The organism is Phenylobacterium sp., assembly GCF_036495085.1.
In the GTDB taxonomy this organism is placed as follows: Bacteria; Pseudomonadota; Alphaproteobacteria; order Caulobacterales; family Caulobacteraceae; genus Phenylobacterium.
In genome coordinates this window covers 1-19,376 of the sequence record NZ_DASXNL010000096.1, presented here as the reverse complement: position 1 = coordinate 19,376, position 19,376 = coordinate 1, and the positions used below count along the sequence as shown (strand labels likewise).

Genomic DNA, 19,376 nt, shown 5'->3' with positions numbered 1-19,376 from the left:
ATGATCGAGCCTTGCCCATGCCAATGACCACGAAGCCGTCGAAGGTGCGGCCGGCAACCCGGTGGGAGGGCTCCCGGTGATCGAGGCTCCGGGGCAGCTTGGCCGGGCGCTGGAGGGCGTGACGGTGTTGGACCTGACCCACATGCTGTCGGGTCCCTATGCGACCATGTTGATGGCCGATCTGGGCGCGCGGACCATCAAGGTCGAACCACCCGGGACCGGGGAGGCGACGCGCGAACTCCTGCGGCAAACGCCGAAGTACGAACGGGATGGCATGGGGGCCTATTTCCTGACCCTAAGCCGCAACAAGGAAAGCGTCGCCATCGACTTGAAGGCCCCAGCGGGTCGCGAGCTGTTCTACGAACTGGTCCGGCACGCCGACGTCGTGGTCTCGAATTTCGGCGTGGGTGTGCTCGAGCGACTGGAGATCGATCACGCCAGGCTGACGGCGGTGAATCCGGGCATCATCACCTGCGCCATTTCCGGCTTCGGTGAGACCGGCCCCGCGCGTCATCGGCCTGCCTTCGACCTCGTGGCCCAGGGAATGGGCGGCGGCATGTCATTGACCGGGCGCGAAGGGGATGAGCCGACCCGGGCGGGCATTCCCATTGGAGACCTCGGCGGAGGTCTGTTCGGAGTGATCGGCGTGCTCTCCGCCCTGCAGGCGCGGGCGCGCACAGGGCTCGGCCAGCACGTGGATATTTCGATGCTCGACTGCCAGCTCTCGATGTTGTCCTACATCGCCACGATGTACCTGATGTCCGGCGAACTTACCGAAAGGGTTGGCAACGGCCACTTCGTGCACGTGCCATACAACACCTTTCGCACCGCCACCCGGCACCTGATCATCGCGGTGCTTACCGACACCATGTGGCGCGACCTTGTGGAGCTCTTGGACGACCCGGCGCTCGCGGACCCCATGTTCGCCCATCAACCGGGACGGCTAGCGGCCAAGGCCTTCATCGAAGCACGAGTGCAAGGCGTGCTCGATCAGCAGAGCTGTGAGCATTGGCTGGAGCAACTGGCGGCAAAGCGCATTCCGGTCGCCCCCGTGAATGATATCGCCTACGCCTTCGAGGACGAGCAGACCCTGGCGCGGGGCATGCGTGTGAAGGTGCCGCTGGCGGGTGGTGGCCACGTAGAGCAGCCCGGCAATCCGGTGAAGCTGTCGCTTGCCGCCCAGGACGTGTTCGCCCCGCCGCCCTGGTTGGGGCAGCATACCGAGGCGGTGCTGCGTGACCTGCTGGGTCTCGATCCCGGCCGCATCGATAGCCTGACCAGGCAGGGTATAGTCCAGCTCGGCCCGCTGGCGGACGCAAAGTTGACCTAGTTCAGGCCGCGGACCCTTCCGCTTTCTGGGCCGCGTCCAGGTCGGCGGCCAGGCGTCGACTGCCGAAAGCATACGCGACCACCGACAGTCCCCCGGCGACCAGGCCCGTAAGCACCGCTGCCCGCAGGCCTTCAGCGGCGCCCAGGCTCCGACTGTAGACATCGCTCAGCACCCCGACGCTCAGCGGGCCCAGGCCCATACCGATCAAGGTGCTGGCGAGCAGCACCACTGCCATCACGGTGGCGCGTGCGCGAGGACCCGCCAGTTTCTGGAACGCCAGCGTCCCCGGACCGGCCCAGAGATTGGAGCCCAGCGAGGGGACGACGAACACCAGGAGCCCCCAAGCGCCCGGCGCCGTGAACATCGCTACGTAACCCGCGGTGCAGACCAGCGAGCCCAGCGCCGGGATCAGCGCGAGGTTCCTAGGATCGCGCGGGCCATAGCGGTCACCCAGCCAGCCCCCAATCACCGACCCCAGGGCGCCGAATAACATTCCGGAAAGGCCCATGCCGGCCCCGATCAGCCCGATGGGGCCGAGGTGCGTCTCGGTCTTCAGCACCGCTAGGTCAGCCCCGTGGACCCGCAGGAAGTAGGACCCGGCAAAGGTCATGCACTCGTAGTTCATGAAGCTGAGCAGAGCGTAGCCCATCGCCAGCCACACGAACGACCGGCGCGCCGCCAGGCTTGCCAGCGTCTCGTACAGGGGCAGTTGGGGCGCCCGCGCGCCGTGCGGCGGGTCCTTAAGTGTCGTCAGCGCCAAAAGGCCGATCAGCAGCCCAGGGCCGCCGGCGCAGATCAGGGCGCCGCGCCATCCCAGGCTGTCAGCCAGAATGCCGCCGGCAAGCAGGCCGAGCGACGCGCCAACCGGCGAGCCGATGAAAAAGGTCGCCAGCGCCCCCGCGCGTTTGGCGGGAGGGTAGTGGTCAGCGATCAGCGATTGCGACGGTGGCGAACACCCCGCTTCGCCGAGACCCACGCCCACGCGCAGCACCAGCAGCTGCCAGAAGTTGGCCGCCAGTCCGCAGGCCGCGGTAAACACGCTCCAGGCGAGCACGGCCAGGCCGATCACCCGCACGCGGTCGCCGCGGTCCGCCACGCGGGCGATGGGCAGTCCGGCGATGCCGTAGAGAATGGCGAAAGAGAGGCCGGTGAGTGCGCCGAGCTGCCAGTCGGCCAGATGCAGGTCGTGCTTGATTGGTTCGGCCAGCACGTTGATCACCTGGCGGTCCAAGAGATTCAGGCCGAAGGCGGTGGTCAGCAGCGACAACAGCCACGCCCGACGCGCGCGTCCAGGTCGGGCTGCAGTCTTGCCGACTTCAGGCTCATCCAGGGTCAATTGGACCAAGTGCGCGAACCCCTCTCAAGACGCCGGTGGGGAAAGATTGCATACATCCTCATCATGTTCGAGGTTATCTCATGGGTTTCGCGCGTTGAATTTCTGCACATGCATACAGTCCGGGAATCGGAGGCGCCGATCGCAATGAGGGCTTTGGTGACCGGCGCGGGCGCTGGGATCGGCAAGGCGTCGGCTACAGCGCTCGCCGAGCGCGGGGTCGAGGTAATCCTCTGCGATATCGACGCCCCGGCCGCCGAGGCGGTCGCCGCCGATCTTGCTGCACAAGGCCACGACGTCTGGCCAGCGTCACTAGACGTCACCGACGACGCAGCGGTCCAGAAGTTGGTGGCAGGCTCCGGGCGGGTCGACGCCCTGGTTCACAGCGCGGGGCTGTTTCCCCAACTTTCCTTCGAGGCCGGCTCCATCGCCCAGCTCGACCGGGTGATGGCCGTGAACTTCAGGGCGGCCGTCGTACTCGCCAAGGCCGTTTGGCCCGGCATGGCGGCGAGGGGGGCGGGGACGATGATCTTCCTGACCTCTGGCTCGGGCCTACCGAGCGCGGTCGAGGATCCGATGCAGGCCAATTTCTCCTTCTACGGCGCCTCCAAGGCGGCGCTAGATCGATGGGCGCTTGGGGTTGCGCGGGAAATGTCCCGCCATGGCGTCCTGGTGAACACCATCACCCCGGGCGCCTTCGTGGATACCCCCGGAGTCCAGGCCTTGGGCCTGGCGGAGGCCGCCCAGCGGGAGGCGATCTCCGTGGAGGCGGTCGGGGAAGCAGTGGCGTTCCTCGCCGCCGGATGCGCGCCTGAACTCAGCGGCCAACGCCTGCGGGCGACGGACTATCGTCGAACCTGGGGCGCCTGACGCCCCCCGAGGTCTTTCAGACGTGGAGGCCGCCGTCCACCTGCAGGGTCTGGCCGGTCATGTAGCTGGCGTCGTCGCTCGCCAGGAACGCCGCGACGGAAGCCATTTCTTCGGGCCGGGCGGGCCGGGCCATCGGGATGCGCGCCATCACATACTTGTTCATTTCCTCCTCTGCCGTAGCGCCGGGAGTGCGGGCAGCGACGGCTTCGTACCGCTGGGCTACGTAGGGCGTGAGCGTCATGCCGGGCGAGAAGGCGTTCACCCGGATGTTCTGGGCCGCCAGCTCCAGCGCCAGCTGCCGGGTGAGGGCGATCACGCCCCACTTGGCGGTGACGTAGGCGGACAGGCCACCGGCGCTGCGGTGCGCTGAGATCGAGGAGGTGTTCACGATCGCGCCGCCGCCGCCAGCAGCGATAATTGGCGAGGCGTGCTTGGAGCAGAGGAACACCGAGTCCAGGCTGATCTTGAAGGTGTATTCCCAGTCGGCGAGGGCGAGCTCTGATACCGGCGTCTGGTCCACCGGTCCGGCGCCGGTCCCGCCGCCGGCATTGTTGAACAGGATGTCCAGGCGGCCAAACTCCGATTGCACCTGGGTCATCAGTCCGGCGACCTCAGCTTCCGAAGTGACGTCCGCCTTGATCGCCAAGCTTCGGCCCCCGAGAGCCCTGACCTTGTCGGCCACTTCGCTCAGTTGCGTCCAGGTTCCGAATTTCTCGCGCGGGACTTCCGGGCGATCGCGGCAGATATCCACTACGGCCACGGAAGCGCCCTCGCTGGCGAGCCGCAGCGCGATCGCCTCGCCGATGCCGCCGGTACGGCCGGCCCCGGTGACAACGGCCACGCGGCCTTCAAACCTCATGCCCGATCTCCAGACTTTCCGGCGCCCAGGACGGGCGCCGGTAGCGCGATCAAAAGAACCGGTATGTGCCCTCGACGACGACGGAGCGGTACTCGTCCATCCAATTGATCGAGCGGGTTGTCGTGGTGATCGAGGCCGGGAAGCGGATGGCGTTGCCGACTGTCTTCTGATCGGTCAGGTTGCGGCCGACCAAGGCCACGTGCCAGCGGTCGTTGTCAGGTCCGGCCTGGATGCGTGCGTCCAGCTTCACCCAACCGTCCTGCACCCCCCAGATCGGGCTATATCCGTCGGCGATGAAGTAACTGCTGCGGAAAAGGGCGTTGAGGTTGCTGACGATCCTGTAGCCATTGCCCGTCTCGAGTGTATAGCGCGCGCCCAGGTTGCCGCTCCACTTCGGTGCGTACTGCAGCGGGAGGCCCGCAATATTGTGCGCCGCCAGGCTGGCGGGGTCGGCCGAGTTGCACTGCGCCAGCGTTTCGTACGCGAGGCAAGCGGCGCCGGGGAAGTTCGTGAACTTGGCGTCGAGATAGGAAAGCCCCAGGCTCAGCTCCAGCGGGTCAATCACCAGCCATTGCACATCGGCCTCCGCGCCCTTGGCTTCGGCGCTTGCGGCGTTGCGGGTGATGAAGGTGCGGCGGTCGGGATCGTAGGACGACTGCTGCAAGTTGGTGAACTTGGTGTCGAATATCGAGAGGTTGGCGGTCATGCGTCCGTCCAGAAGGGTCGACTTCACCCCGACTTCGTAATTCCGCGACTGCTCCGGCTTGAACTGGAACCGGTCGACCGTCATGCCATAGGTGTTGGAGACGAACCCTCCGGATTTCGAGCCCTGGGCGAAGGTGGCGTAGAGCATCACTCCTTTGGCCGCGTCGAATTGCAGGGTGGCCGAGGGATCCAGGTAGTGCTCGGACAGCGAGCCGGCGATCCCCGGGACGATTGGGTTCAAGGCGACCCCGGACACGGTCTTTGAGCTGAATGTGGCGTCCTTGCTCGTGTGCGAGTAGCGCAGGCCGCCCACCAGCCGGATCGCGTCGGTCGCATGGAACGTGCCCTGGCCGAAGACCGAATAGGTGTCGCTGTTCTGCCGGAAGTCAGTGGCCTGGGAGCCGGTGATCGTGCCGCCGCCCAGCAGTCGGTAGAAGGTGTCCTGATGCAGCTTGTAGACCGCGGTGTCGACATAGATGCCCGCAACATACTCCAGTCGCTTGCCCGTCGGCGACAGCAGGCGGAGTTCCTCGGACCATTGCGTCTGGTACTCGGGGAAGCCGTTGGCGTACAGCGCATTGCCCCCGTTGGGCTGGATCGATCCGTCCGGGTTCAGTTCGTCGTAGGCGGAGAGGCGGGTCGTGGTGAATTCTGAGTAGCCACTCACCGAGGTCAGGGTGAAGTCGCCCAGCCTGTAGTCGGCGGTGACCGCGGCGTTGTAGCTCTCGATGCCGCTGTTCTCAGGCTCCGGGCTTGGGCCATAGGGCTCACTGACGTACCGGACGTCGTTGAAGTCGGTCGACTGGGTCAGAAAGCCGGACTTGGTGACGCCGCCGTCGAACTCGTGCTTGCCGTATTCCAGCTTGGTCGTCAGGTCGAAGTCCTGATTCGGCCGCCACGCGAGGGAAAGGCGAACCAGCTGATCCTTTAGATGAGGGTCACGGTCGCCGGTGGCCAGGTTCTTCAGGTAACCGTCCTCGTCGGTGTACTTCACCGCCAGGCGGGCCGCTACTGTGTCGCTGAGCGGTCCGCTGACGTAGCCGCTGCCCTCGAACCCCTGGCGGCTGATGTTGTAGCCGGCGGTGGCCGAAGCCTCGGGGGTCCAGGTTGGCTTGGCGGAAACCAGGCTGATGGCTCCGGCCGCGGTATTGCGCCCAAACAAGGCGCCCTGGGGCCCACGCAGCACCTCCATGCGGTCGAGGTCAAAGAACGGCGCGGTAAACTGCGGCGCGCGGCCGCCGTAGATCCCGTCCAGGTAGATCGAGACCTCCTGGTCAAAGGCGACGTTGTTGGGTCCGGAGCCGAAGCCGCGGATATAGACGATCGGATTCACCCCGCTGTTCAGAATCGCCATGCTGGGCACGTAGCCCTGCAGCACCCGCAGGTCGCTGATGCCCATCTCCTGGGTCTTCAGGCCGGAGATCACGCTAATCGAGACCGGCACCTCTTGGAGCTTTTCCTCCCGCTTCTGGGCGGTGACGATGATCTCCTGGAGCGTGCCAGGCGCGTCTGCCGCAACGGCGACGGACGTCCCGCCGGCGCTGGCCATCAGCACACCGGCGATCACGCGCGATACGAAATTGGAGTCACGGCGACGGTTGGTCATGGTTCATCCCCCCTATTGTCGCGACGTGGCGACCGTCGCTCTTGCGTTGCGTCGTTTCCGGTCTGGGAGCGGAGCGCCTTTTTCTTACGGCTAGAGTTGGCAGAATTGCATTCAGATTGCAATCACCCCCTTCAGGGCCCCGGTCGCGGAGTGGAATTTGGGAGTTACAAAGTCGTTGTTAATACGTGGTAATATGGAGATCCTGTACGGCGCGCGTCTCCGCTTGCGCTATCACATTGCATGCATGAGGACGTCGTGGACGTGAAAGGGGCGCGGGTAGAGGGAAAGATCGCCCTAGTGACGGGCGCGGCGAGCGGCATCGGGCTGGCGTGCGCCAGGTTGATGCGGGAAGAGGGCGCGCGAGTCATCCTGGCGGACGTGCAGGACGGGCTGGGGCGCCAGGCCGCGCAGGCCCTGTCGAACGATGAGAGCGAAGTCTTCTATCTGCCACTAGACGTGTCGCGAGAAGACCACTGGATGCAGGCGGTGCAGGAGGTTCGCAAGCGGTTCGGGCGCCTCGATATCCTGGTGAACAATGCTGGGATGGGGATCGGCGGGCCGGTGGCGGATCTCGCCCTCGAGGATTGGCGACGCCAGCAGTCGGTGAATCTCGACGGCGTGTTTCTCGGGATCAAGCACAGCCTGCCCCTGATCCGCGAGGGCGGCGGTGGATCGATCGTCAACGTGTCTTCGGTGACGGCCAAGGTGGGATCGAGCGTTTTCGTTTCCTATTCCGCAGCAAAGGGCGGTGTGCGGTCGCTGACCAAGGCCGTCGCCAAGCAATGCGCGGCCCTGGGAGACGGGGTGCGGGTGAATGCGGTTCTGCCGGGCGTAATCGACACGCCGATCTTCTCCCGGCTGGAGGGGGTCAGCGGCGACGCCGTCGACGCGCGCGCCACGGCCGCCCGGCTAGCGCCCTTGGGCCGAGTCGGACAGCCGGAGGACGTCGCCTATGGCGTGCTCTACCTGGCCAGCGACGAGGCGCGCTATGTCACGGGCATAGACCTGATAATCGATGGCGGGCTGGTGATCCGCTAGGCGCCGCCCGGAAGCTGGATCAACCGCGGCTCGGTAGCGGAGTCGGCTCGCGGTCCACGTAGCTGTATTCCGCTGGCGAGGGCATCTCGCGCACCGGATCGTCGTAGTCGTCGTGCTCGAGCCTGAGCGCCCGGATCATCCCGGCGTTCATCACGAACATCGAGGTTATGTAGGTAAGCTCCACAATCTGCTCGGCATCGAAGTGTGTCTGCAGCTCGGCGAACAATGTGTCGGGCGTGCGCCCATGCTCCAAGGCGAGACAGTCCGCATAAGCCAGTACCGCCCGCTCCTCCGCGGTGAAGCTGGGGTGGATCGACCAGTTGCGCAGGGCCGAGATGGTCTCGTCCGCGTAGCCGAGCGCGCGCAGGATCTTGGAGTGCTCCGAGAACATCCAGCGGCACCCGCAGGCGTAGCCGATGCGGGTGATGGCGAGCTCCATCAGCTTGAGTGGCAGCTTTCGCGCCTTGGTCTGCTTCACGTAGAAGCCGCGCACCGCGTGCTCCAGGATGTCCGGCGAATGGGCGAACACCGCCTCGTAGTTGCCCGGCGCGCCCGATGCGGTCATGCCGGGGTCCTTCGCAGGATCGCGCCCGGGGAACTTGCGGTCGTACATGAACAGGATGAGGGGGTCGTCGACGTCCGCGCGGCTCACGAGGGGCAATCTGGGCATCTTGCTGTCCTAACTCCGTTTGCGCGGGCGCGGGAAAGTCAGTCCTTTCGGGCGAAGACGTAGCTCGAAAGGCTGAAGGTGCGCTGCTCCAGCCACGAGACGAAGCTGTTGCGCGGCCGCAGCCCCCCCCTAGGCGCCTTGAGCGTGTCGCCAGGCAAGGCGCCCACGCAGTTCCCGTGCAGGAAGATGTTCCGCGCGCTGAGCCGAGTCATCAACGCTTGATCGCGGGCCTGGGCCTGCGGCGTTACTTCTACATAATTGGCCCCGCGACGGCGGGCGGCCCGCATCACCCGGGCGATGTGGAAGACGGAGGCCTCCATCATCCGGATGAAGGAAAGGCTGACCACACTGTAGGGACCGAAGATCAAGAACAGGTTGGGGAACCCGGTAATGGAGACGCCTTTGAAAGCCTGGCGGCCTTCCGCCTCCCAGTAGTCTTCGAGCTCCTCCCCGGTCTTTCCATAGATCGGGATCGTTGGCTGGGTATGCCGCTCACCGCGCCTGAACCCCGTCGCCAGGATGATCGCATCGACCTTGCGCTCCCTGCCATCGGTCGTGATCACCGAGTCCTCGGTGATCCGCGCGATGCCGTCGGTGATGAGGGCCACGTTGGGCCGCAGGAACGCCTTGTAGAACTTGCTACTCCAGGTGGGCCGGCGGCAGCCGAAGTCGAAGGAGGGGATCATCTTCGCCTGCATGTCCGGATCGGGAAGCTCCCGACGCACGTACTCCACGCACATCCTTTCCAGTCGCTTGCCCAACCAGCGGAAGCGCGGATGGTCGGTGAGGATGCCGTACAGCGGTATGTCGATTATCAGGAATGCGAGCTGCCGCAGCAGGTAGGCGAAGCCCGGGACATGTTTCAGCATCCACTTCATGCGAGGGCTGAGCGGCTTACTGGGTTTGGGCAGAACCCAGGTGGGGGTGCGCTGGTAGACATCGAGTCGGTCGACCAACTCGGCCACCTCGGGGATGATTTGCACGCCTGTGGCGCCATTCCCGATCACGGCGGCAATCTTGCCGTTGAAGTCGTAGCTGTGGTCCCAAGCGGTCGAGTGGAAGACCTTTCCCCTGAACCGCTCGATGCCTTCGATATCCGGCAGGTTCGGAGTTGAGAACAGGCCGGTCGCGACTGTCAGGTACCGGGAGACGAACCGGCGTCCATCCGCCAGGTCAGTGAACCAGACGTTGGATTCGGCGTCGTAGCGGCAGGCGGTGACCAAGGAGTCGCAGCGGATCTTCTCGTGGAGTCCATACTTGGTCGCGACCATCTGGCAGTATGAGAAGAGCTCTGACTGCGGAGCGTAGAACGTCGACCAGTCGAACAGCGGCTCGAAGGAGAATGAGTAATAGATTGTGGGGAGATCGACGGTGCAGCCGAGATAGGTGTTGTCCCGCCACGTGCCGCCCAGCGTATGGGACCGGTCCAGGAGGATAATGTCCTCGAATCCGATCTTCTGCAGATAGACCGCTGTCGCCAAGCCGGACAGACCAGCCCCCACGATCAGGAATTCGCAATCGAGTTTCGGAATCCGCCGGCTCGGGGCTGTCGTCGTCAGTCGCTCGGCCGCCAGATCGCGGGTACGTTCGCGTACTTCAGACATATTGATGGCTGGCCTCAATCCGGGACTTCATAGGATGGCGCGGACAGCTGCGACGATCTTGTCCTTGGTCGGATAGAGCAGCTTTTCGAGCTTCGCGTTGTAGGGAATCTGGATCGAAGGCGTGGCGACGCGCTGAATGGGCTTGCGCAGGCTTTCGAAACCTTCCTCGGCCACCACGGCGGCGATTTCCGATGCGACGCTGCCTACCTTGTGGGAATTGTCCGCAATCACCAGCCGGCCGGTCTTCGCCACCGACGTAAGGATGGTCTCCCTGTCCATCGGGACGATCGTCCGCAGGTCAATCACTTCGGCATCGACGCCCTCCTTGGCGAGCGTCTCCGCCGCGGCCAGGGCATGCGGCAAGCAACCGGCGATGGACACGATCGTAACGTCCGCGCCCGATCGCTTGATATCCGCCTTCCCTATGGGAATGAGGAAGTCCTCGTCGGCCGGGACGTCCTCCTTCTTCGCCCACAAGGTGATGTCCTCGAAAAAGACCACCGGATCGTCATCGCGGATTGCCGACTTCAGCAGGCCCTTCGCGTCCGTCGCGGTCGCGGGAGCCAGCACCTTCAGGCCGGGCGTGTTCATGAAAAGGGGGTAAGGCCGGTCGGCGTGCTGCGCGGCCGTGCGGTTGTTGTAATAGGTGCTGGCGCGCACCACGAGGGGGACCTTGAGCTGGCCTCCCGTCATAAAGCGCAGCTTGGCGGCCTGGTTGATGATCTGGTCCGAGGCGAGATATGCGAAGCTGGCGATGGTGAGGTCGACGATCGGCCTAAGGCCGGTGAGCGCTGCCCCGACCCCGACGCCAGTGAAGCTGGCCTCCGAAATTGGCGTGTTGCGAATCCGTGGCCCGGCGAATTCCTCGCAGAGGCCCTGTGCGCCGTAGACCGCGATATCCTCGCCCATGAGGATGACGCGTTCGTCGCGGCGCATCTCCTCCCGCATCGCCGCCACGATGGCTTCGAGGTACGACAGCTTTTGTGTCGAATTGCGCACGTCAAATTCCTTCGTGCTGAACGGGGAAATTGACCGGGTTGCTGTACATGGAATCCAGCATGTCCTGCACCTCGGGCTCAGGGCTATCCTTGGCGAACTGGACGGCATCCGAGATCGCCGCGGCGACGGCTGCCTCGATGGCGGCCAAGCCCGACTCCTGCCCCCGGGACGCCAGGACATTGCGGTACAGCGTGACCGGATCCCGCTCGTTCCTGTGGAAGGCCACCTCTTCCTCGCTGCGGTAAGCGAAGGGGATTGGCAGTCGGTTGGAATGTTCGTCAAAGCGATAAGTCTTGGCTTCGATCAAGGTCGGTCCGCCACCAGACCGGGCCCGCTGGACGGCCTCGTTCGTCGCCTCGTAGACCGCCTCGGCATTTTGACCGTCGACAATGACCCCGGGGACGCCGTAGCCGTCCCCGCGCCGCGCGACGTCAGGCTGGCCGTGGGATTTCGCCACTGTGGTGGTGACCGCGTAGCCGTTGTTTTCGCAGAAGTAGATCACCGGCAGCTTCCAGATTGACGCCATGTTGATGCTTTCGTGGAAGGTGCCCTCGTTCACGGCGCCGTCGCCGAAGAAGCAGAGCGCGACCTGATCCGTCCCACGGACCTGGATGCTGAGGCCCGCGCCCGTCGCCAGCGGAATGCCGCCGCCGACGATGGCGGACTCGCAGATGAGGCCCATTTTCGTGTCGGTGAGATGCATCGAGCCGCCCAACCCTTTGCAAATCCCCGTGCGCTTTCCGTAGAGCTCCGCCATCAGCGGCGCGAGTTCGGCGCCCTTGCCGATGGGATGCCCATGCGAGCGGTGCGTGCCGGTGACATAGTCGTCGTCGCGTAGCGCCATGCAGGCGCCTGCCACCGCGCCTTCGTGACCGATGCTCATGTGCCCGATGGGATAGTCCGCAATAAGGCTCTCCTCGAACCTGCGGATGCGAAGCATCCGGGTGAAGAGTTCAAGCTGACGGGAGGGATCGAGCGACATCCTCAGGCTTCCTCAATTGTGGCGATCTGGACATCCACCTCCACCATCGCGCCCTCCTCGACCGCGATGTCTGTCAGGACCCCGCTGACGGGCGCCTCGATCTCCACCGTCGTCTTGGCGGTCTCCATCTCGGCGATGATCTCACCCTTCTCGACGCGATCGCCGATAGCCTTTAGCCAACTGGTGATCGTCGCTTCCGTGACGCCCATACCGGCGGCGGGAAGAAGCACACTGACCGTCATGAAGATGTCTCCGTCTACTAACTGGAGTCGGGTCCGTCGTCCGGGGCGCCGGCGCCTGTGACCCGCCTAAGCGGGGTTCGCCGCGGCGTATTCGCGGCGATACGAAAAGTCGTTCGGGTTGATGTACATCCAGTATTGGACGATGAGCCCGTCGTCGCTGAACCGGAAGATCGAGGCGCCCGGCGCGACCACAGGCTTGCCGTTGAACGACCCCCGGATCGTCCAGTTGATGCACGCCATGGGTGGATCGATGATCACCTGATCGAAGTCGCGGTGGTAGTCCTGCAGGGCCCCGAACCCGAGGCGCTCGTTCTCGCGTTCGGCCGCCCTGTCCGGCACCGTTACGCCAGCGCGCCAACCGTGGACATCGGGAGCCATGAGCTTGTCGATCCGGGCGCTGGTCGCCTCCACCGTAGTGTTTGGCCGGTTGTTCTCCGCGGCGTTCAATTCTCGAAGGACGCCCGCGATGTGGTCTCGGCTCACCATGATTTGCTCCCTGCATATTGTTTTACCCCGCATTCGAACACTCGCGCGGGAGCGCACGCCGAGGCCAGCTTCATCGTTTCTCGAAGTCCTGCATGCGAGGCCGCGTCATCTCCTCGACGAACCGGCCGTAGGAGAACGTCCACGACGATGGGACGCCCTCCTTGTCGAGGTACCAGCTATCGCAGCCGGTCACCCACACGGTCTTCTTGGCCGCGAGCCGTCGTTCATCCTCGAAGCGCCGCAACGCCTCGTGGGTGACACTGACTTCCTGGTATTTTCGCGTCAGAAGGCCATCGAGCAGCTGGAGGACATAGGCGAGCTGCCGCTCGCAGGTCTCGATCGCCGAGAAGTTTCCGACGGGACTGTTCGGCCCGTTCAGGAAGAAGAAATTCGGGAAGTCCGGCACCGACACGGCCAGGTAGGCGATCGGGGAAGTGGACCATACCTCGTCCAGATCCACGCCGTTTCGGCCCAGCACCTTCGCCGGACGTATGAAGCGGTCGGTCCGGAAGCCCGTGGCGAGCACCAGCACATCCAGGTCGTGTAGCACTCCATCGGCCGTACGCACTCCTTGCGGTTCGATCCGTTCGATCGCCGATGTCACCAGGTTGGCGTTGGGATGCTGGATCGCATCGTAGAAGTCGTTCGAGATCACCAGGCGCTTGCACGCCGCCCGGTAACTTGGGGTGAGCCGGCGGCGTAGCCCCGGATCGCGCACCGTCTCGAGGTTCTCCCGGCACAGACGCTCGATCTCGGCCAGCTGAGGGGAATCGACGTCGATGACGGCAGCGGCATAGCCGTCGACACTTCGGGAGCGGTACTGCTGCACGAGCTCTTCCAGCGCGCGGGGGTCGGCGCGGAACAGCGCCTTTTCCTCCTCGGAATAGGACGCGTTAGGGCGTGGCATCACCCACTGCGCCGTCCTCTGAAAGAGGTCGAAGCGAGACGCCCGCGGGGCTAGCGCCACGGTGAGCTGGGCGGCGGTCGAGCCGGTCCCGACCACCCCGACGCGGCGGCCATCGAGGGGCACGCTATGATCCCACTGCGAGGAGTGGAACACGCGCCCTTCGAACGTTTCGACGCCTTCGAAGTGCGGGATGTTCGGGTGGTGCAATATCCCGGTGCAGGTGATCACCACGTCGAAGCGTTCTCGCTGCCCGCCGGCGGTCGTGACTTCCCACTGGCCGTCCAGACGCTCGACCCGCACGACTTCCTCGCCAAACCGGATGAGCGGAAAGAGGCCGTAGTTCTTCGCCACCCTTGTGAAATAGGCGTGGAGTTCCGGTCCCGGTGCGAGGGTTGAGTTCCAGTCGGGGTTGCGGGCGAAAGAGTAGGTGTACCAATGCGCCGGCACATCGCACGCCAGGCCTGGATAAGTGTTGTCCCGCCAAGTGCCGCCGACCTGGTGGGCCTTTTCGAAGATCGTGCAGGCGAAGCCGCGCTCATGGAGCTTGGAGCCGGCGAGAATGCCCGCCATCCCGGCCCCGATCACTGCGACACGGATGGATCGCACACCCACTGCGTCCGGTCCGGCCGTCGTGCTCATCACAGCGTCGTCCAACGGCTCCTCCTCCCCGCTCTAACCGGCGGTTGCCTATCTGCTAGCTCAAAGCCGGCGCCCGTGCAAATATTGCATGCAATTCTTTCAGGTTCTGAGGTGTCCCCCGGCCCATAGATGTTGGGGCCACGTCGGAACGCCCGCGAGACATAGCTTCCGCAGCACGCGTTTCAATAGGTGCGTTCGCATTCCGGATTCCGACATTGCTTTGACGGCGGGCGTGCGCGCAGCGACAAGCGATTGTCAGTCAATCTCAAAGTTTGTATGCAATCATGGGCGCTAGGTAGATGTGCTCCGGCGGGCGCCCTCGCCCATTGATCTCAACCCGACAGGGGAGCCTATGTTGGTAGAAACCATCGCACGCACATCCATAGCCTCGCAGTCCGCCGCAGCGCTGATTGCCGCCGGTGAGGCTGCAGCCAAAGACCTCGGCGTGCCGATGGTGATCGCGATCGTCGACGAGTCGGGCGTGCTGAAGGCAATGAGCCGGATGGACGGCGCCGCCTTGCTGAGCGTGGATATCGCCCAGGACAAGGCCTACACCGCTGTCTCCTTCGGCATCGCAACCCACGAGTGGTTCGAGTTTGTGAAGAACGACCCTCCATTGCTCCACGGCATCATCAAGACGCCCCGGCTGGTGGTCTTCGGCGGCGGCTATCCGATCAAGGTCGACGGCCAGATCGTCGGCGGCATCGGCGTGAGCGGCGGCCACTACGAGCAGGACATGAAGGTTGCGACTGCGGCGCTGGCGGCGCTGGGGCTAGGCTAAGGCGCGCACTTCCTGCGAGCGGCCTGCGGGCGTTCGCGGCGCGGTGGATCGACAGGTCTGACGACAACAAGGGCGATGAGCATGACGAAGAAGCGCGCGGGCGGGGAACTGATGGCCGAAACCCTGGCCGGCCTCGGCGTGACCGAGATATTCGCGCTGCACGGCAGTCACCTGGATCCCCTGTTCATCGCCTGCGCAGACTACGGGATTCGGCTCACGGACACGCGCCATGAAGCGGCGGCTGGCCATGCGGCGGACGGATACGCACGCTCGTCCAACGGCAAGCTGGGGGTCTGCGCCACGACCGCCGGACCCGGCTTCACCAACACACTGACCGCCATCACCAACGCCTACCTGGACAAGATCCCAGTGCTATTCATCTCGGGCGCGGCGCCGATGCGGGATGACGAAGCCAACACCCTTCAGGGCGGCTTCGACGCACTGGCCATGGCGAGGCCCGTGACCAAGTGGGCCTATCGGGTCACCGACGTGGATCGCATAGCTGAGTTTACCCGCCGCGCTGCTGAGATCGCGCTTAGCGGCCCGCCGGGACCGGTTTTCCTGGAGATCCCCATCGACGTGATCTTCATGCCCACCGACCAGGCGGTTTCGCCTCCGCCTAAGAAGGTCGCGCCGCCGGCCCCGTCGCAGGAGACTGTAGATGAGCTGATTGCGGTCCTGCGCAGGAGTGAGCGGCCCGTGATCATCGCCGGTGGCGGGGCGGTGTTGACCGACGCCGGGGCGCGGCTGAAAGCCTTTGCCGAGCTGACCGGCATCCCGGTGGTGGCCAGCCAGAAGGCGTTGGGCGTCCTGCCTGACGACCATGCCTTTTACGGTGGCGCGGCCGGCGTGCTGGCCGCCGCGGCGCACGCCGGCTCGGGTCCGGACGCTGTCCTGCTGCTTGGGGCGCGCATGGGCATGTTCCTGGGCGGGGCGATGGGGGCCATCATTCCCGCCGACGCCTTCGTCGCGCAGGTCGAGGTCGATCCCCAGGAGATCGGCCGTGTCCGGTTAAGCGACTTGCCGATCGTCGCCGACTGCGGCGCGATGCTGGACGCCCTTCTGGCCTGTGCGCCCAACCACTCGTGGACCAAACGGGGCGACTGGGCGGCGCAGCTGCGGACGCTGCGCGAGGCGCCGCACGCCGCCTTCGCCCAGGTACCGCCCCAGAGCCGTCCCGGCGTCATCCATCCCTACCATGCAGTAAAGGCGGTGCTGGAAGCCCTGCCGCCGGAGGTCACTCTCGTGGCCGATGGGGGAGAGGCGGGTAACTGGGTTGGCGACCAGGCGCGGTCGATGGGGGCTGGCCAGTTCCTGCGCTGCGGCTACCTGGGATGCCTCGGGGTTAGTTCGGGCTTCGCCATGGGCGCCGCGCGAGCTCATCCCGGACGCCCGGTGGTCTGTTTCGCCGGTGACGGCGGAGCGGGCTTCAACATCCAGGAATTCGACACCATGGCTCGGCACAAGCTCCCGGTGCTGACCATCGTCCTCAACAATTCGGAATGGGGCATGTCGCGAAACGCCCAGGCCCTGCTCTACGGAAAGAACCACGAGGCGATCGTAACTCTAGCGGACGTGGCCTACGACACAGTGGCCCAGGGCTTCAACGTGCGTGGCAAACGTATCGATACTTATGAGGATCTGGGGCCCGCGGTGACCGAGGCGTTGAACTCCGGTCTGCCGACCTGCCTCAACGTCATCGTCGACGCCGGCGTCCCGCATCCGCGCACCCGGATGATGGTCGGCGACGTAAGCGGCGGTGATGGGATCCCGATACCGTACTATGCCAATATCCCCATCGAAAAAGCCAAGGCCTAACGACTTATCCGCCTGCTGGCGACGGCGAGTTCTAGGGCGACAATTCCCTGATCTGGGGGATGAATTCCGCCTGTCTGGAATCAAGCTCCACTGCCTCCGACCCGGACTTCGGCCCTTGCAAGCCTACGCCCACGAGGCGCCGAACTGGATCCCTTGCGGACCAGCAGGTCTTCACTGAGGCGCTCAATCAACCGTCGGCCAGGGCCGCGAGGAGTTCGTCGCGCAATTCCCGTTTCAGGACCTTGCCCGCTGCATTGCGGGGGAAGGGGGCGAAGCGCAGGTGCAGCTCGACGGGGACCTTGTGCGCTGCAAGGCGCCCCGCCACATGCGCCTGCAAATCAGCAGGGTCGGCCGCGCAGCCGACCTTCAATCGCACCAGGGCGCCGACGGTGTCGCCCAGTATGCGGTCGGGAATCCCGACGATGGCGGCTTCGGCAACCGCCGGATGACCCATGAGAACGTCCTCAATCTCGACGCAGTAAATGTTCTCCCCGCCACGGATCAGCATGTCCTTGGCGCGGTCCAGGATAGTCACGAAGCCGTCTTGATCGATGCGCCCAATGTCACCGGTGCGGTACCAGCCATCCACAAAGGCTGCAGCGGTGGCCTCCGGCGCCTCCCAATAGCCGAGCACCACGTTGGGCCCGGACACCCAGAGCTCGCCCGGGGCGCCCACGGCTACGTCGCGTCCGTCGTCGTCCACGATGCGCAGGTCGCAGCAGGGCATGGCGACGCCCACGCTGCCGGGCCTGGCCAGCATGTCCTCATGGCTGGTGGCCGCGACGAGTGACGAGGTCTCGGTGGCGCCATAGCCCTGGCCGGGGAAGGCGCCGGGGAATGTGTCACGGACGCGGCCGGCGAGCTCAGCGGCCGCCGCCGCGCCGCCGTAGCCTACGGTGTCCACCGAACTAACGCCTCGACCTCGGGCTGTGACCGCGTCGACCAGTTGCCAAGCCTGCGCCGGCACCAAGGTCAGCGCTTGGACGCATTCGCGCTCGATCAGCGACAGTGCGGCCTGGACGTCCCACCGGTGCATCAGAAAGAGGGTCACGCCGTTCGCCAGGGCAGGGACCAAGGTCGAGTGGAAGCCGGTTACGTGGAAGAATGGCAGGGGAAGGAGTTGGCGGCGTTCGGCCGGGATAGCGGCCGCCTGCGGCCAGGAGTCGCCGCGCCGAACGGCTGCTCGCGCCGCGCGGAAGCCGGTGTTGATAAGGTTGCTAGCCACGTTCCGGTGCGTGCCAAGTGCCCCCTTCGAATGGCCGGTGGTGCCGGAGGTGTAGAAGATTGTCGCGAGGTCGTCCGGTTGCAGGTCAAGCGGCGGCGCGGGCTCGCCGGGCAGTGCGCGGTAGCCGTCTGGCGGGCCAATCAGGTCTGTGAAGCGCTGGATGTCCTCCGGCGCCTCGCCGCGCACCAGCACCAAGCGCACGGCATCGCCTGCGTTGAGTTCCGGCGTCAACCGGTTCAGACGCTCGGCGTCGACCACCGCCACCTTCGCGCCGCTGTCGCGCAGCATGCGGGCCAACGACGAGCCCGGCTCCCAGGCGTTTAGCGGCACGAGAACCGCGCCGACAGCCAAGGCGCCCCAGGCCGCGATGGACCATTCAGGGAAATTCCGCATGGCCACGGCGACGCGGTCGCCCTTGCTCACGCCGAGCCGCGCCGTAAGCGCTCGGCCGAATGCGCTCGCGGCCCTCCAATGCGCCTCGAAACCGAGCCGCTCGCCCTCGAAGACCAGGAATTCGCGGTCGCCGAACCGGCGGCTCTCGTCGAGGACCTGGCGCAGGTGGCTCTTAGCCTGCACATAAACCCGCAAACTGCGCCCATGGACCTCGACCGTGCTCATCTCAAATGGCGCGCCGGGGGCGGTCAGACGTGCCAAGGCCGCGGCCATGTCCACGGCCGGCCAGGGTCTCGTGGCGCTCATTGGCGAACCTCTGCGGCGCGGCTGCTGAAGGGCGTCTCGCAAAGCATGGCAGAGCTTAGGCTGTCCATCCAATTGCATTCAAGAGGCAAGCAATACAGGTATCGTTGATGCGAACCAAGAGGGCGAGTGTCCCAAGATTGCATCCAAAGCCCAGAGAAACTGAGTGCGACCTCCTTCAGACGCGGACTGGTCCCACAGGACGAAGAGGCGCGTCTGCCCCTGCTTCAATGTGCTGCGGTGTCCCCCGAGCACCCTGGTGACCAAAGCTCAGCCAGGAGGTTCATCGCTAGCGCCGCCGTCGACAACACCTTCAACCCCAGCCGCATCTAATCTCCCGACCCATGCCCGAGGCGGTGCGCCCAGCCGGACTTCGAACCCTGGGGGGCCATGCCACGGGGCGTGGGCGGTCGCCACCCCAGCCCGCGTGAAAATAAGAGGCGCGGGCCAACTTCGGGCTCGCACGGGTTAACCTGTCAGCACGGGTGGTGAAGCTGCGATTTCAGTGGCGGGTCAGACCTGCAGCCGATCATCGGGCTGCGCCACCAGGGCATAGAGCGCCGGCATCAGGAAGACGCTGATCAGG

General features: G+C 65.2%; 16 protein-coding genes. 5 read left to right on the top strand and 11 right to left on the bottom strand.

What is annotated here, in order from left to right; translation table 11 throughout:
* Nucleotides 1–76 precede the first annotated feature (76 nt).
* Complete coding sequence (locus VGI62_RS11100; RefSeq protein ID WP_331504549.1) at nt 77–1,330, top strand: CoA transferase; 1,254 nt, start codon at nt 77–79, stop codon at nt 1,328–1,330.
* A 1-nt stretch (nt 1,331) separates the two neighbouring features.
* On the opposite strand, the gene VGI62_RS11095 is transcribed toward VGI62_RS11100, so the two are convergent.
* On the bottom strand, nt 1,332–2,675 hold the full coding sequence (locus tag VGI62_RS11095; protein ID WP_331504548.1) for an MFS transporter: 1,344 nt from the start codon (nt 2,673–2,675) through the stop codon (nt 1,332–1,334).
* A gap of 135 nt (nt 2,676–2,810) precedes the next feature.
* On the opposite strand from VGI62_RS11095, the gene VGI62_RS11090 reads away from it, so the two are divergent.
* A complete protein-coding gene (locus tag VGI62_RS11090) occupies nt 2,811–3,533 on the top strand; it encodes an SDR family oxidoreductase (RefSeq protein ID WP_331504547.1) in 723 nt (240 codons plus the stop codon).
* A gap of 16 nt (nt 3,534–3,549) precedes the next feature.
* On the opposite strand, the gene VGI62_RS11085 is transcribed toward VGI62_RS11090, so the two are convergent.
* Complete coding sequence (locus VGI62_RS11085; protein WP_331504546.1) at nt 3,550–4,392, bottom strand: SDR family NAD(P)-dependent oxidoreductase; 843 nt, start codon at nt 4,390–4,392, stop codon at nt 3,550–3,552.
* 49 nt (nt 4,393–4,441) lie between these two features.
* Nucleotides 4,442–6,703: a TonB-dependent receptor gene (locus VGI62_RS11080; protein ID WP_331504545.1), complete on the bottom strand. Its 2,262-nt coding sequence runs from the start codon at nt 6,701–6,703 to the stop codon at nt 4,442–4,444.
* A 240-nt stretch (nt 6,704–6,943) separates the two neighbouring features.
* On the opposite strand from VGI62_RS11080, the gene VGI62_RS11075 reads away from it, so the two are divergent.
* Complete coding sequence (locus tag VGI62_RS11075; protein WP_331504544.1) at nt 6,944–7,741, top strand: glucose 1-dehydrogenase; 798 nt, start codon at nt 6,944–6,946, stop codon at nt 7,739–7,741.
* Between the two features lie 19 nt (nt 7,742–7,760).
* Here VGI62_RS11075 and VGI62_RS11070 read toward each other — a convergent pair whose 3' ends face one another.
* The 7 genes from VGI62_RS11070 to VGI62_RS11040 form a co-directional block, all read right to left on the bottom strand.
* A complete protein-coding gene (locus VGI62_RS11070) occupies nt 7,761–8,411 on the bottom strand; it encodes a carboxymuconolactone decarboxylase family protein (protein WP_331504543.1) in 651 nt (216 codons plus the stop codon).
* 38 nt (nt 8,412–8,449) lie between these two features.
* The gene (locus tag VGI62_RS11065; RefSeq protein ID WP_331504542.1) at nt 8,450–10,015 is read right to left on the bottom strand and encodes an NAD(P)/FAD-dependent oxidoreductase; all 1,566 of its coding nucleotides are present in this window, start codon (nt 10,013–10,015) and stop codon (nt 8,450–8,452) included.
* 27 nt (nt 10,016–10,042) lie between these two features.
* A complete protein-coding gene (locus VGI62_RS11060; protein WP_331504541.1) occupies nt 10,043–11,014 on the bottom strand; it encodes an alpha-ketoacid dehydrogenase subunit beta in 972 nt (323 codons plus the stop codon).
* A gap of 1 nt (nt 11,015) precedes the next feature.
* Entirely contained in the window at nt 11,016–11,996 is a 981-nt protein-coding gene (locus VGI62_RS11055; protein ID WP_331504540.1) for a thiamine pyrophosphate-dependent dehydrogenase E1 component subunit alpha, read from the bottom strand.
* A gap of 2 nt (nt 11,997–11,998) precedes the next feature.
* On the bottom strand, nt 11,999–12,238 hold the full coding sequence (locus VGI62_RS11050; protein ID WP_331504539.1) for a biotin/lipoyl-containing protein: 240 nt from the start codon (nt 12,236–12,238) through the stop codon (nt 11,999–12,001).
* A gap of 66 nt (nt 12,239–12,304) precedes the next feature.
* Nucleotides 12,305–12,724, bottom strand: coding sequence for a nuclear transport factor 2 family protein (locus VGI62_RS11045; RefSeq protein ID WP_331504538.1), 420 nt, complete (start codon nt 12,722–12,724; stop codon nt 12,305–12,307).
* A gap of 70 nt (nt 12,725–12,794) precedes the next feature.
* A complete protein-coding gene (locus VGI62_RS11040) occupies nt 12,795–14,285 on the bottom strand; it encodes an NAD(P)/FAD-dependent oxidoreductase (protein ID WP_331504537.1) in 1,491 nt (496 codons plus the stop codon).
* Between the two features lie 337 nt (nt 14,286–14,622).
* On the opposite strand from VGI62_RS11040, the gene VGI62_RS11035 reads away from it, so the two are divergent.
* Nucleotides 14,623–15,051, top strand: coding sequence for a heme-binding protein (locus VGI62_RS11035; RefSeq protein ID WP_331504536.1), 429 nt, complete (start codon nt 14,623–14,625; stop codon nt 15,049–15,051).
* An 81-nt stretch (nt 15,052–15,132) separates the two neighbouring features.
* The gene (locus tag VGI62_RS11030) at nt 15,133–16,869 is read left to right on the top strand and encodes a thiamine pyrophosphate-binding protein (protein WP_331504535.1); all 1,737 of its coding nucleotides are present in this window, start codon (nt 15,133–15,135) and stop codon (nt 16,867–16,869) included.
* Between the two features lie 187 nt (nt 16,870–17,056).
* Here VGI62_RS11030 and VGI62_RS11025 read toward each other — a convergent pair whose 3' ends face one another.
* The gene (locus VGI62_RS11025; protein ID WP_331504534.1) at nt 17,057–18,793 is read right to left on the bottom strand and encodes a class I adenylate-forming enzyme family protein; all 1,737 of its coding nucleotides are present in this window, start codon (nt 18,791–18,793) and stop codon (nt 17,057–17,059) included.
* Nucleotides 18,794–19,376: the final 583 nt, after the last annotated feature.